Annotated in this window: 11 protein-coding genes; 3 read left to right on the top strand and 8 right to left on the bottom strand. The window is 33.6% G+C overall.

Going from position 1 to position 13,715, the window contains the following annotated elements:
- Window positions 1–44 precede the first annotated feature (44 nt).
- A complete protein-coding gene (locus AAA453_RS03860; protein ID WP_176723001.1) occupies window positions 45–1,820 on the bottom strand; it encodes a cation:proton antiporter in 1,776 nt (591 codons plus the stop codon).
- A 348-nt stretch (window positions 1,821–2,168) separates the two neighbouring features.
- Here AAA453_RS03860 and AAA453_RS03855 point away from each other — a divergent pair, with 348 nt between their 5' ends.
- Complete coding sequence (locus AAA453_RS03855) at window positions 2,169–3,227, top strand: YkvI family membrane protein (protein ID WP_427706397.1); 1,059 nt, start codon at window positions 2,169–2,171, stop codon at window positions 3,225–3,227.
- A 303-nt stretch (window positions 3,228–3,530) separates the two neighbouring features.
- Here AAA453_RS03855 and mhqD read toward each other — a convergent pair whose 3' ends face one another.
- The 4 genes from mhqD to AAA453_RS03835 all read right to left on the bottom strand — a co-directional run bounded on the left by mhqD (window position 3,531) and on the right by AAA453_RS03835 (window position 6,612).
- Entirely contained in the window at window positions 3,531–4,124 is a 594-nt protein-coding gene (gene mhqD / locus AAA453_RS03850) for a methylhydroquinone degradation carboxylesterase MhqD (RefSeq protein ID WP_427706395.1), read from the bottom strand.
- A 77-nt stretch (window positions 4,125–4,201) separates the two neighbouring features.
- Window positions 4,202–5,101, bottom strand: a complete 900-nt coding sequence (locus AAA453_RS03845; protein ID WP_427706394.1) for a VOC family protein — start codon at window positions 5,099–5,101, stop codon at window positions 4,202–4,204.
- Between the two features lie 50 nt (window positions 5,102–5,151).
- Complete coding sequence (gene mhqE, locus AAA453_RS03840; protein ID WP_427706392.1) at window positions 5,152–6,108, bottom strand: ring-cleaving dioxygenase MhqE; 957 nt, start codon at window positions 6,106–6,108, stop codon at window positions 5,152–5,154.
- Window positions 6,109–6,183: 75 nt separating this feature from the next.
- Window positions 6,184–6,612 (bottom strand): MarR family winged helix-turn-helix transcriptional regulator, encoded by a 429-nt coding sequence (locus AAA453_RS03835; protein WP_069817135.1) that lies wholly within the window; start codon window positions 6,610–6,612, stop codon window positions 6,184–6,186.
- A 274-nt stretch (window positions 6,613–6,886) separates the two neighbouring features.
- On the opposite strand from AAA453_RS03835, the gene aldA reads away from it, so the two are divergent.
- Window positions 6,887–8,311, top strand: a complete 1,425-nt coding sequence (aldA, locus tag AAA453_RS03830) for an aldehyde dehydrogenase (protein ID WP_069817137.1) — start codon at window positions 6,887–6,889, stop codon at window positions 8,309–8,311.
- 93 nt (window positions 8,312–8,404) lie between these two features.
- On the opposite strand, the gene AAA453_RS03825 is transcribed toward aldA, so the two are convergent.
- Window positions 8,405–9,439, bottom strand: a complete 1,035-nt coding sequence (locus AAA453_RS03825; protein ID WP_427706390.1) for a metal ABC transporter solute-binding protein, Zn/Mn family — start codon at window positions 9,437–9,439, stop codon at window positions 8,405–8,407.
- A gap of 198 nt (window positions 9,440–9,637) precedes the next feature.
- Here AAA453_RS03825 and AAA453_RS03820 point away from each other — a divergent pair, with 198 nt between their 5' ends.
- Window positions 9,638–9,916: a GNAT family N-acetyltransferase gene (locus tag AAA453_RS03820; RefSeq protein ID WP_069817142.1), complete on the top strand. Its 279-nt coding sequence runs from the start codon at window positions 9,638–9,640 to the stop codon at window positions 9,914–9,916.
- A gap of 166 nt (window positions 9,917–10,082) precedes the next feature.
- Here the strand turns inward: AAA453_RS03820 and AAA453_RS03815 are convergent, their stop codons facing one another.
- A complete protein-coding gene (locus AAA453_RS03815) occupies window positions 10,083–11,846 on the bottom strand; it encodes an ABC transporter ATP-binding protein (protein WP_069833213.1) in 1,764 nt (587 codons plus the stop codon).
- Window positions 11,839–13,620, bottom strand: a complete 1,782-nt coding sequence (locus AAA453_RS03810) for an ABC transporter ATP-binding protein (protein ID WP_427706388.1) — start codon at window positions 13,618–13,620, stop codon at window positions 11,839–11,841. The genes AAA453_RS03815 and AAA453_RS03810 overlap by 8 nt, the downstream gene beginning before the upstream one ends.
- Between the last annotated feature and the right edge of the window lie 95 nt (window positions 13,621–13,715).

Raw genomic sequence — 13,715 nt, 5'->3', positions numbered from 1 at the left:
AAATCCATTTGCTAACAATAAAACATTGCGCAAATGGATTTTTTCTATATATTTTGATGTAAATAAGCGTCTTTCAAATAACCAATCATCCCTTTTTCTGATTCTACAGGATTATTATTACCACGTTTGAATGTTACGACTTTACCATCGCTGATATGATAAAGTATCATATCATTTTCAGTTAACTCATCTTTACAAGATACTGGTATTTCTATAATATTGTGATCTTTAATAAAACGGTTAAACCAACGTGATGTAAAATTCCAATCAAAAAGAATATGATTTTTGATTGGCCCATCCACATTACTTCGTGCATGTTCATCACTAAATGACACGGGCATCATATCTACATTTTTCAAACCAAATTCTGGGACTAATTCATTAAATGCTAGACTGTTAAATACAAATGATTGCGTCATAAGTAAACATTTGTTGTAACGTGTCATATCTGCATAAATACGATCATTACTAGACAGTAAATTGCCTTCAAAAATTTCAAAATCTAAATCATGTGACCGTTGAGACGTATTTTTAAATAAATTAAATGCCATAACTGGAATATTATGTTCTCTCAATTTTGCACCGAGATGAAAAGCAAATTCACTTTCCCCTACAATGATTACACCAGGTGGTTCTGTACTTGAAAGCTTCATCACTTTACTCAATGGTAAGAAACTAAAACCATAAATCACTACGGTAATAAACACTAAACCAAAAGTAACTGGCGTTATGAATTCAGCCATCGGTGTACCTTTCTCTACAAATAAGCCCCCAAAAAACTGAGCAACAGTAAGAACGACAATACCACGTGGCGCCATCAAAGACACCATCGCGCGTTCACGTTTTGAAATTTCTGTATTTATCGTAGCCAGTATAATTGAAATCGGTCTAATTAAAATAATCATGATTGCGCAGAAAATAAATAATTTCCACGACATGACACTTTTTAATACTTCTAATGTTAAAGAAGATGTAATTAAAATAAATACCGTTGAAATCATGATTGATGACGTGTTCTCAATAAAATGATCAGATTCTTTGAATATTAAATCGTGTCGTTTCATGCGTGCCATCATTAAACCGAAAATTGTAACTGCAAGTAATCCAGATTCTGGTAAAATTTCATCACATATAGCAAATATTAATAAAATAAAGACTAATTGAATCGGTGGCATGAGATTTTGAGGGATTAAATCACGTTTAATCAGCCACATAAATAAGTATGATGCACCAAAACCGATGACCACAGCTACTAAGAAACGTAAGACGAAACTCAATATAATTTGCAATTCAAAGCCCTGTTCAAATATTTGAAACACATAAAAAGCACCGAGCGCTAACATAGGGCCAATAGGATCAAGTATGATACTTTCCCATCTTAATATTGAATCTACACTTTTTCGAACTTTAGCTTGTTTTAATAACGGTTGAATTACGGTAGGTCCCGTTATTAAAAATAAACCGCCTAAGACGAGTGAAATTGCCCATGAGAATCCTAATACATAATGTAAGGCAATAGAACCTAAGATCCAAGCAATCGTAGCTCCTATAGTAATGATACGCATCACTGCCTTGGAAATACCTTTTAATTCACGAAAGTCTAAATTACTACTTCCTTCGAATAAGATAATTGCTACAGCTAATGATACTAATGGACTGAACACTTCTTGTCCTAAACTTTCTTGAGGATTAATCAGACCAAATATTGGTCCTACAAGTAACCCTACGATGGCCATGACGACAATCGATGGCCATTTAATTCTGGTAGCAAACCACTGGCTGAAAATGCCAAGCGCTAAAAATATAACGATAAGCAACATTAACGGTAAGTTTAGTAAAGTCACATAACTCCCTCTCTCTATTTTTAATATCAAACAACTTTTTTATGCTTTCTTTCAAAAATTCATTAACAGAAAAACATACTACCAAAATTTTAAGTTTAACGCACTAAAATGACCTTCACTATATACCCACACATATTTCACTTTAATCGTAGCGCTATTCCGAAACGCTTCATAAAGTACGTTCCTGATATACATATGTCTACACCAAATAAACTTTCGTGTTTATTTCTCTTCCTTTTTAAGGTAGAATTAACTATTGTGATGTTTTTTATATAACATAACTTAATTCGGATAATGAATTGTCATGAAAGGATTCCAAACAATATGAATAAATTAAAAGAAATTATTATTGTTGCTTTTGCATTTGTCGGTGTTGTAGTAGGTGCTGGCTTTGCTACAGGGCAAGAAATTTTCCAATTTTTTACAAGTAACGGTAATTTTAGTATTTATGGTGTTTTTATTACTGGCTTGATTATTACTGTTGGCGGGGTTTTTGTGCTGAACACAGGTTATCGTCTGCGTTCACATAGTCATACAGAACCGATTAAATTTTACTTACCTCGTACAATTGCTACGATATTTGATATCATATTAACATTATTTTTATTTGCATTAGCAATGATTATGACTGCAGGTGGCGTATCTACAATTAATGAAAGTTTTGATATTCCCTATGGTCTTAGTTCATTTTTATTAATCTTAGTTATTTTATTAACACTATTTTTAAAATTTGATCGCTTAATTACTGTATTAGGTATGGTTACCCCATTCTTAGTCTTAATAGTAACAATTATTGCAATATATTATTTTTCAACTGGCCAATTTAATTTTGAGGCTGCTGACAACTATGCAAACAGTGAAGGCCGTACAGACAACTGGTGGTGGTTCGACGCAATCAATTATGGTAGTTTACAAATTGCTGCTGCTTTTAGCTTTCTTTCAGTAATGGGCGGACGTTTAAAATTTGAGAAATCCACTATTTGGGGTGGTATTTTTGGTGGTATTATCATCACCTTCTTATTGCTAATGCTCAATCTTGGAATGGTTACAGAGTTTGCTCAAATTACAGGCGTTGCACTCCCATCATTATTACTAGCAAATAATATTTCTCCTTTTATTGGTGTATTTATGGCTATCGTTATGATTTTGGTTATTTATAACACAGTTGTAGGTTTAATGTATGCATTTGCCTCACGCTTTACTGAACCTTATAGTAAATCGTATTACATTTTAATTATCGTAATGGCAATCATTACTTTTGCTACAACTTTTATTGGTTTTATCGAATTGATAGGCAAAGTATTCCCTATTATGGGTATTTTCGGTTTCATTCTATTAATTCCGATATTTATTAAAGGGATACTTAAAAACAAACCCGAATAACACATATTTGATCATCTATATTCCGAAAGAAAATCACTTTTATAAGATATAGTCAAAATCGAATATTTCCACCACTTTGGAGAGTGGGATAGGAATCTATTTTTCCTAGCAAGATTTCATCGTATGAAACCAGTCCAGCACAGCTGACTAGGTAATAATCGAGTCTGAGACATATATTTTGTCTTAGACTCTTCTTTTTTATGTATTTTAAATCTAGTTATTATTACCTCTAAATAAAAAAAGACATAAACTGCATGCGCTATTTTACACACATGAAGTTTATGCCTTCTAATTCTTGCTAAATTATTGATTTAATACTGTTTGGCCCGCTTGAATACCTGCTTGAGTCAATTCGTGACTGTTCACCCAAACTTGCGTTACATTTGCTCCACGGCTTTCAAAAATATCAATTACATTCTTACTAGCTTCTACAGGAACGATTGGATCATTTTCTCCCATAGAGAGTAATACATCTACACCACTTAAATCTTTATTGTTCACTAAATCTACAGGATAAAGTGGTGCATATAACAATGCTTTTTTAAATGTAATATTATCATGTAACATCATGCTAATCGCTATATTTGAGCCATTTGAAAAACCTACTGGTATGGCTTGAGCTAAATCAAAGTTATATTTATCAGCCGCTTCTTTTAAAAATGTAATTAAGCGCTCTGTTCTATATTCTAAATCTTCGATATCGTATTTTCCTTCTCCTAGACGTTTGAAGTAACGGTTCATACCATTTTCAGAAACTTCTCCCCTAACACTTAATACATTATATTTAGAATTCAATACTTCACCTAATGGTAACAAGTCTTTTTCATCCCCACCTGTACCATGTAATAAAATAAATGTAGGTGCGTTTGCTTCGCCTTCTTTAAAAATGTGTTCCATATATCGACAGCTCCTTTTATTGTTGTATTATATTCATTCAACCTGCTAATGTGTAAAATCACTATTATAATAAACCACTATATTCTAATTGGTGGTAAATGGCGTAAAAGTTCTTCTCTTTTATCTTCAAACTGAGGTGGTAACATCAAATGTGTACCAAGTTCCTCAAATTGTTCATCAACAGTAAATCCTGGACCCTCTGTCGCAAATTCAAAAATGATACCACCATGTTCTTTCATGTAAACTGCATTAAAATAATTGCGGTCTTTAACATCTGTTACGTGATAACCTTTTCCTGTCATTTTTACTTGCCAGCCACGATGGTCTTTATCTGTAGGTACAGACCAAGCAATGTGATGTACAACGCTAACACCCCAACGTACATTTTCTTTCGGTGCGACTTTCTTAACCATCACATGATGTTGCCAATCTCCAGCTGTTTCAATATGGAGATAATCATCATTTTCACTTACTTGAGACAACCCCATATCAGTTGTTAAAGTACGGGCAGTCGCTGTTGGATCCATAGACAACAGCGTCACACCATGAAAACCAATAATATCTTTGTCATTACCTGTATTTGTTTCGCCTTCAACAAGTGCCAATGGCAAACCATGTATATCATCAAACTCTAGCGTTTCTTTATCAAATAACTGTGTTCTTTCTACCTTTATATCATTTTCTTGTAAATGTTGTTCCCAAGCTGCAATAGCATCTTTTGGAATTCTAAACGCAATTCTTTCAACTTGCCCTGCACCAATACGACCTTTATGTGCATTTGGCCAATTGAAAAACGTTAATATCGTTCCATTATCGACGTTACCATTCGAGAAATATAAATGATACGTAGACGGATCATCGAAATTCACTGTCTTTTTAATTAATTTCAAATTTAATATATCTCTATAAAATTGAATATTTTCTTCTGGATTACCTACAATTGCTGAAATATGATGAATGTGTTGAATTGCTTCCATAATTGTTCCCCCCTAATTATTTACCTTTACACTTTTTTAATGCGAGTGCTTTAACGTTTTGTGTTAAATGGTTTGACTTCTGATTCAATATATTCACGTTGCTCTTCTAAAAATGGTGGCAGTGCTAGACTTTCTCCAAGTGTTTCATACGGTTCGTCACCCATAAAACCTGGGCCATCTGTAGATACTTCAATTAATATATGACCGATACGTGCATATAAAGCTTCAAAATAAAATCTATCCACTAAGCCAGAATTACCTATGCCCATTTCTTTATATTTTTCCATCCATTGCTCAATTGCTTCATGATCTTTTAATCTGAATGACACATGATGTACTTCACCATATCCTTGACGCGATGCTGGTCCTTCAGCATCTTTTCTTAAAATTACTTGACCGCCATTGCCACCTTCACCGACTTCTAATAAAGCAACATTATCTTCTTCATGTTTCACTTTCATGCCAAAGACTTGTTCTAATATTTTGATGAAATCTTCAAAATAGCTAACTGTAATTTCGATTGGTCCCAATCCATAAATAGCTTTATCTGTTGGTACAGGTCCATTTTTCCATGGTGTACCCGGTGCAACACCTGTATTATGCTCATCTGATACAAGTTGGTATCTTTGACCATCCACTTCTTCAAATGGTAAAACTTTTGTGCCAAATAACGTTTGTATGCCATCATGTTTTATTTCAAAGTCATTAAAACGTTGTTCATAATATTCAAGTGCTGCATCATTTGGAACTCTAAATGATGAACGTGAAATTGAATTTGTTCCACCAGTCCCTTTTGGCACGTTAGGAAAATCGAAAAATGTCATATCTGTTCCTGGTGAACCGACATCATCTGCAAAAAATGTGTGATACGTATATATGTCATCTTGGTTTACTGTTTTTTTAACAAGTCTCATACCTAATACTTCTGTGAAAAATTTATAGTTTCTTTCTGCATCGTCAGTGATCGCAGTTACATGGTGGATACCTAATAATTGATTGTTTGTCATAATAAAACTCCTTATTTTTTATAATTTATCTCGATTTCGAAGTAATTTTTACTAAATTTTAAAAGTGCTACTACACTACGTGGATTGAGCACTTATTTTTTTCAAAGCTTGTTTTAATGTGGTCATTTCTTCATCGGTAAGTACCGAGAATGTTGATGTTAACGTTGCTGCATGTTCTGGAAATATATCATCCATCAATGCATGTCCTTGATCGGTAAGCGAAGCATTGGTAACACGTTTATCTTGTTCATTACGTATTCTGATTACAAAACCTTTTTCTTCTAATTTATCTACAACATATGTGATACTACTGCTAGCAATTAATACTCTCTGTCCAATACGCTGTATCGGTTGATCACCTTTGTTATACAATAATTCCATTACTTCAAATTCTGTAAGATTTAAGCCATAACGTTGAACGTCTGTCCTTACAATTTGTTCCAAAAAGTCTACCGTTCGGTTTAATCCAATGAATGCATTTAATGATTCTTTTGTACGGTTCATTACGTCACCAACTTTCAATTTGTTTCGAATTCGAGATAAATATAACACCTCTCAATAACATAGTCAACAGATAAGTATAAAAAATATACCAAAATAAATAAAACATCTATTTTATGCTCTTATTTAAGACTAAAAGTCATTTTCATTACTTATTTTCACTTCAAAAGTAAATTAAAATATCTCATTAATTATTATACAAAATAATATTATTTCTCTCATTTTCGTTTTTAAAAACCACTTCAGTGGTAGAAGGAACTAGATGGAGGTGTCATAATTGAACAAAGTATTTATCAATAATGAATTTATCGAAAGTAAATCAACTGACACAGCAGACGTAATTAACCCTGCTACGGAAGAAGTAATAGATACAATTTCATTCGCAACAGAATCAGAAGTTAATGATGCAGTAGAAAAATCAAAACACGCTCAGTTAGAATGGGAAAAAGTACCTGAACCTACGCGTGCTGATCATGTAAAATTATTAATTCCATTATTGGAACAGAATAAAGATACATTGGCAGAATTATACGTTAAAGAACAAGGTAAAACACTTGCTTCAGCTAAGGGTGAAATTGATAAAGCGATTCAGTTCATCGATTATATGACTAGCTTAAGTATGAGTAACAAAGGTGAGGTTTTACAAAACAGTCGTGAAAACGAAACTATTTTACTTACGAAAAAACCCGTTGGTGTTACTGCTGGCATTGTTCCTTGGAACGCGCCAATTATGGTATTAATGAGAAAAGTCATACCAGCTATCGTTACTGGCTGTTCGGTAGTGATTAAACCTAGTGAAGCAACTTCTTTAATTACACTTAAACTTGCAGAACTTATTCGCCAATCTACAATACCTGCTGGCCTTGTACAAATCCTACCAGGTAAAGGCGAAACAGTTGGTACTCAATTGGCACAACATCCTGACATTCAATTAATCTCTCTTACTGGTAGTATGCGTGCGGGTAAATCTGTTTATGCTGAAAGTGCTAGTACAGTTAAAAAGGTTAATTTAGAGCTTGGTGGTAACGCCCCTGCACTCGTCACTGCTAACGCTAATTTAGATAAAGCTGTTGACTATATCGTTACTGCAAGAGTAAACAATGCTGGTCAAGTATGTACATGTCCAGAACGTATTTTTGTACACGAAGCAATTCACGATACATTTATCAATAAATTAAAAGTTAAGATGGAACAACTTAAAGTTGGCGACCCATTCAATAAGGATACGGACTATGGTGCTATTATTAATCAACAACAACTTGATAGCATTGATGACAAAGTACAAGATGCTATCAAAAATGGTGCTGACTTAATTACAGGCGGACATAAAGTGGATGGCGCCGGCTATTTTTATGAACCAACTATTTTAGATAAAGTTAATCCACAAGATAGTGCATTTAAAGAAGAAATTTTTGGTCCTGTCATACCGATTGTGACATATAATGAATTTGAAGACGCTATTGAACAAGCAAACGATACTAATGCCGGGTTATCGTCATTTATCTTTTCTGAAGATTTAAAAGAAATAATGACTGCTACAGAACGTCTTAAATTTGGCGAAGTTTATGCTAACTGTGAAGCTGAAGAAGTCGTGAATGGCTTCCATGCAGGTTGGAGAGAATCTGGTTTAGGTGGCGCTGATGGTATTCATGGTCTTGATGAATATTATAATACCACTGTATCTTATATAAGATATGACTAAACACATCAGTCATAGACTTGAATAATAATATTAAAAAGCCACGAAGAAATGCGCTAAAACACCATTCTTTCGTGGCTTTTTGACTTTGACTTTTTAATCGTTTAAAGCTTTATCCAATGATTTTATGTTTTTTTTCATCAATGATTGGTATGAAATGTTGTCTTTATCCGCTTCGGATTTAGACAAGGTCGCCATATTATGGAAACCTAATGGTGTCGAATCAGATTCCTTCTGAATGACATCTGTTACTTTAGAAGAAATATTTTGTTCATATAAAACGTAGGGCTGTCCTGTAGCTTTAATGTTTTTAACAATATCCATCAAATCTCTTTGACTTGGTTCTTCATTATTCATACCGCTGACACCCACTTGTTCAAAACCATATCTGTTAGCTAAATAACCAATCGAATCATGTGAAATAACTACTTTATCTCGTTTCGTATCTTTAGTAATTGCTTTCATTTGCTCATCAATAGCTTCAATATCTTTAACTAATTTTTGATAATTTTTGTCATAATAATCTTGGTGTTTAGGATCTTTTTTCGTTAAATCATCTCTGATTTCTTTTGCGAATATTTTGTTCATCTCTGGATCAAGCCACACATGAGGATCATTTTTGCCATGGTCATGGCCTTCGTGTTCATCTGCTTTGTCTGAATGTTCATGGCCTTCGTGTTCGTGTGCTATTTCTTCATGTTCGTGGCCTTCATGTTCATGGCTATGCTCTGCTTCCTCGTGTTCATGATTAGCATTAAAATCTTTTTCACTCAAATTTTTTGCTAAGGGCAATTTTAAATTATCATTATTGATAGAATTTGTAATTGTTTTTGCGACTGGATCCATATCTTCACTTGAATAAACAAACAAATCACCTTTGGCAATATTAATCATCTCTTTTTGCGTAGGCTCAAATGAGTGCATATCAGCGCCCGGTGGATAAATAGATTCTGCTTCCACATATTTGCCACCGATTTGTTCGGTAAAGCTTTTGAATGCAAATGCAGTCGTATATATTTTTAGTTTATTTTTAGAACTGACGTCTTTTTTTTCTTCTTTATTAATATCTCCGCACGCACTGAGTAACACAGCACATACACATGTCAGTATCAACAGTATACTTTTTTTCAAAAAAACGCTCCTCCAAATCGAAATTGTTCCGTTAAAACTATAAACTTATTTTACATATTTTTCAATGGTTTTCGCTTAATCATTATATTTTCTATACTCAACTTTATCACTTCTATGTTAATTCATACTGTAAATTGTTTAACATTCGGCAAAACGTGATATTTAGTAAGTAATACATTTATAATAGGAGTGATAATAATGGCTGATATTAAACAAGGTACCAATAAATTTTACATTGGTGATGACGAAAATAACCCACAAGCACAAATTACTTTCAAACAACAAGGTGATAATCAAATTGATATTGATCACACTGGTGTTCCAGAAGAATTTGGCGGACAAGGCATTGGTTCGAAATTAGTTAAAGCAGTTGTAGATTATGCACGTGATAATAATTTAAAAGTGACTGCATCTTGTCCATTTGCTGAAGCAGTAATTGAAAAAAATTCAGATTATCAAGATGTTTATGTAGGTTAAGTATTAAAAGTTTAAATTAGATATTTCACAATAGCTGGCTGACATTTAAATACACTTGTTTCAAGTTCTTATGCAAACGTTTCAGTTCTTGCATGCCTTGTTCTAGTCAGCCATGTAGAGGTGGATGTATGAAATCAAATTTTGATTTCATACGCCCGCCTCTTTCTTATCCATTTTGTAATAAATACATATTATGATATATACCGTGTTGTGCAATCAATTGATCATGGGTACCACGTTCTACTATTTCCCCACGGTTTAATACAAGAATTTGATCCGCATCTTGTATTGTAGATAATCTATGTGCAATTGCTAAAGTTGTGCGACCTTTTCGCATTTCATTTAATGATTTTTGTATTTGTTCTTCTGTTTCTGAATCTATATTTGCAGTTGCTTCGTCTAAAATTAATACTTTGGGATTCGTAGCAATTGTTCTCGCGAAGGCAATTAATTGTCTTTCGCCACTTGAAAAGGCACTCCCTTTTTCTATCACTTTATGATTATATTGCCCTGGCAATTTCTCAATAAAATGATTAGCATGTACAAATTCTGCTGCAGCCTTCACTTGTTCAAATGTCATTGTAGGATGGTACAACTTAATATTAGATGATATTGTACCGTAAAATATAAATGCATCTTGTAAGACTAATCCTATCTTCTCTTTTAATTCCGATTTAGGTATCGTCTTAAGTGAATTGCCATCCACTTCTATGTCACCTCGGTTAAATTCATAAAAACGCATAAACAGGTTAATGATAGAACTCTTTCCAGAGCCAGTATGACCAACTAAAGCTACCATTTCACCTGGATTGGCAGTAAAAGTGATATCTTTCAGCACATCTGTTTCACCATCATAACTAAAACTAACATGTTTAAATGCAATTTTTCCTTCTTCAATTTTGCGCGTATTGATTTCATGCTGTTGTGGTTCATAAGTGTCATCATCAATAAGTGCAAATACTCTGCTAGCTGATACGAGTGCTTGTTGTAAGATATTTAAATTCTGACTCACTTGATTAATAGGTTCAAAGAAACGTTCCATATATTGTACAAACGCAAATACAACACCCGCCGTGATACCAGTAGTAAAACTTATAACACCAAAATAACCAAGAATCATGACCACTGCAAAAACTGATATCGAACTGATGGCAGGACGTAATAATAAACTATCCAACTTTACTGTCTTCAGCATATAATCATAATGTTCGTCATTAATCTTATTAAACTCTTTATTTAATCGTTGCTCTTGATTAAACGCTTGAATAATTCTCATACCTTCAATTGATTCTGCTAATTTAGAGTTTAAATCAGATAATCTTTGTCTCGTTTTAGTAAAAAGAAAGGCAGAATATTTTCTATACGTCGCTAATATTAGAAAAATAATAGGCAAAAACACAAGTGCAATTAATGCTAATTTTACGTCTAAAATAAACATCATAATATAGCTTGCAATCATCATAAAAAATGCCATGATAAAAGTAGAAAACACACCAATAATCATATCCACGATTGTTTCTGTGTCATTCGTCAATCTTGATACAATACTGCCCCCAGGTACTTTATCGAAATACTTCATTCCTAATTTCCCTAATTTATTAAAAGCGTCAATACGCAATTGTTGAATTACCTTAAAAGCTAAATATTGGAACATATACTGACTAAAATAAAGCGTGATAGCACCTATGATTTGTATGCCTAGAAATATTACAATCAACCAAATCATAATATCTTTTGGAAAATATCGTGGCGTTAAATAATCATCAATAAATATCTTGACCATATACGGCGTCATCATACTTGCCACAGTGGATAAGATCAGCATGATAAAGGCTAACGTGATTGTACCTTTATAGGGTAGCGTATATTTAAATAACCGAATTAATGCACTCCCTTGATCCTTGGCAGTTAAGTTAGTACGTTCAGTCATTTTCATCGCCCCCTTTCGTAAGATCATCTAAGTTACGTGATAACTTATCTTGTAAAGCTTGGGCTTGATACGTTTCATAATACCAACCTTTTTTCTCTATGAGCGAAGTGTGTGTACCACTTTCAACGATTGTCCCTTCATCCAATACAATGATGAAGTCAGCATGTTTTACAGCGCTCATGCGATGTGCAGTAATGATGTTGGTTTTACCATTTCTAACACTTTCTAAATTAGCTAAAATAGCTTCTTCTGTCTGTGCATCCACAGCTGACAATGAATCATCCAAGATAAGAACTTCTGGATCTACTAACAATGCTCGTGCGATTGACACACGTTGCTTTTGACCACCAGATAAAGAAACACCTCGTTCACCAACTACAGTATGATAACTATTGGGAAAATCCATAATATCGTCATGAATAAGACTTAAGCGACTCGCTTCATAAATACTGTCATCATCAATCTCCTCATTACTAAATGCGATATTATTACGTATTGTAGTAGAAAATAAAAAGTGTTCTTGTGGCACGTAGCCAAATTGAGCTCTTAAATGCTTCACATTATAGTCTCGAATTGGATAGCCACCGTAAGTGATATCTTGTGGTCTTTTAGTATCAAATTCTCTCAATAGTAAACGTATTAATGCACTTTTCCCAGAACCTGTACGCCCTACAATACCGAGTGTCGATCCTTGCTTAACTGAAAAATGAATTCCATAAAGTCCTTGTTCATCATTACCCGGGAAATTAAATTGTTCTATATTAAATATAATGTCACCTGTTGGAGGACCATCGATTTTATAAGTAGTCTCTATATCATTCGGTAAGTTTTCAATTTCCTCAATACGCTCATAAGAAGCTTTGGCTCTCTGCACAATATTAAAAAATAAACCTAGTGCTAATAATGGCCATACAAGCATGCCTAAATACGTAGTAAAAGTGATAAGTTGTCCTAGCGTAATCTCATTTTGAAATACCATTTGTGCACCAAATGCAATTGCTAAAAAGTAACTCGTACCAATTACCAATGTTATCGTAGGGTCAAATAAGGCGTCTATTTTCGATACTTTCAAATTTTTCGCTACGACATCATCACTGAGCGCTTTGAAATCTGCTTGGTCACTTGTTTCATAACCAAATGTTTTAGTCACTTTAATACCTGCAACACTTTCTTGTGTTTTATCATTCAATTTACTAAATGCAGCTTGTGCTTTTTTAAACCCTTTGCTTAAAAGAGACCCATAGTAACTTGTTAATAACACCATAAAAGGTAAGGGAATGAGCGCAATTAATGTTAGTTTCCAACTTACCGTCGTAGCCATAGTAATTACAACGGTACCTCCACTAATTAGCGAATCAGCAATCATTAGAATACCCGCACCTGCAGCATTTTGAACTGCTCTAATATCGTTAGTTGCATGCGCCATTAAATCGCCTGTACGTCTGTTTTGGAAAAATATCGCACTCATCGCCGTATATTTTTCATATAAATAGGTTCTCAAAGTCTGCCCTAACTTTTGGCTCGTTCCAAAAATAGATAATCTCCATACATATCTTAAAACATACGTTAATATCGCTACTATAGTTAGGATAATGAGGTAGATTGTTAATAATTTGGGTGTTAACTTATTTGTCGTCATTTGATCTATTGTCTTACCTATGATTTGAGGTGGTACAATTTCAATTAATGCGATTAATAGCAACGTAAACAAACCAATAATATAGCTCATTTTTTGTTGCTTAAAAAACCATCCTAATTTCCAAAATACTTTCAAACCCTCACCCCCAAAATCACGTTAATTACATTGTCTCCATATTTTACCATAAGTTAACATATGTAAATATAGGAATATTTTTACATAATTAGTTG

Origin of the sequence: Staphylococcus parequorum (assembly GCF_039237145.1) — a bacterium.
GTDB lineage: Bacteria > Bacillota > Bacilli > Staphylococcales > Staphylococcaceae > Staphylococcus > Staphylococcus equorum_A.
Note: the sequence above shows the minus strand (reverse complement) of the source record. Positions and strands in the feature narration are given on the sequence as shown.

What these genes read in the sequence shown, in the direction of transcription:
- AAA453_RS03860 (WP_176723001.1), bottom strand. Translation starts at nt 1,820, where the DNA reads ATGTTGCTTATCGTTATATTTTTAGCGCTTGGCATTTTCAGCCAGTGG.
- AAA453_RS03855 (WP_427706397.1), top strand. Translation starts at nt 2,169, where the DNA reads ATGAATAAATTAAAAGAAATTATTATTGTTGCTTTTGCATTTGTCGGT.
- mhqD (WP_427706395.1), bottom strand. Translation starts at nt 4,124, where the DNA reads ATGGAACACATTTTTAAAGAAGGCGAAGCAAACGCACCTACATTTATT.
- AAA453_RS03845 (WP_427706394.1), bottom strand. Translation starts at nt 5,101, where the DNA reads ATGGAAGCAATTCAACACATTCATCATATTTCAGCAATTGTAGGTAAT.
- mhqE (WP_427706392.1), bottom strand. Translation starts at nt 6,108, where the DNA reads ATGACAAACAATCAATTATTAGGTATCCACCATGTAACTGCGATCACT.
- AAA453_RS03835 (WP_069817135.1), bottom strand. Translation starts at nt 6,612, where the DNA reads ATGAACCGTACAAAAGAATCATTAAATGCATTCATTGGATTAAACCGA.
- AAA453_RS03820 (WP_069817142.1), top strand. Translation starts at nt 9,638, where the DNA reads ATGGCTGATATTAAACAAGGTACCAATAAATTTTACATTGGTGATGAC.
- AAA453_RS03815 (WP_069833213.1), bottom strand. Translation starts at nt 11,846, where the DNA reads ATGACTGAACGTACTAACTTAACTGCCAAGGATCAAGGGAGTGCATTA.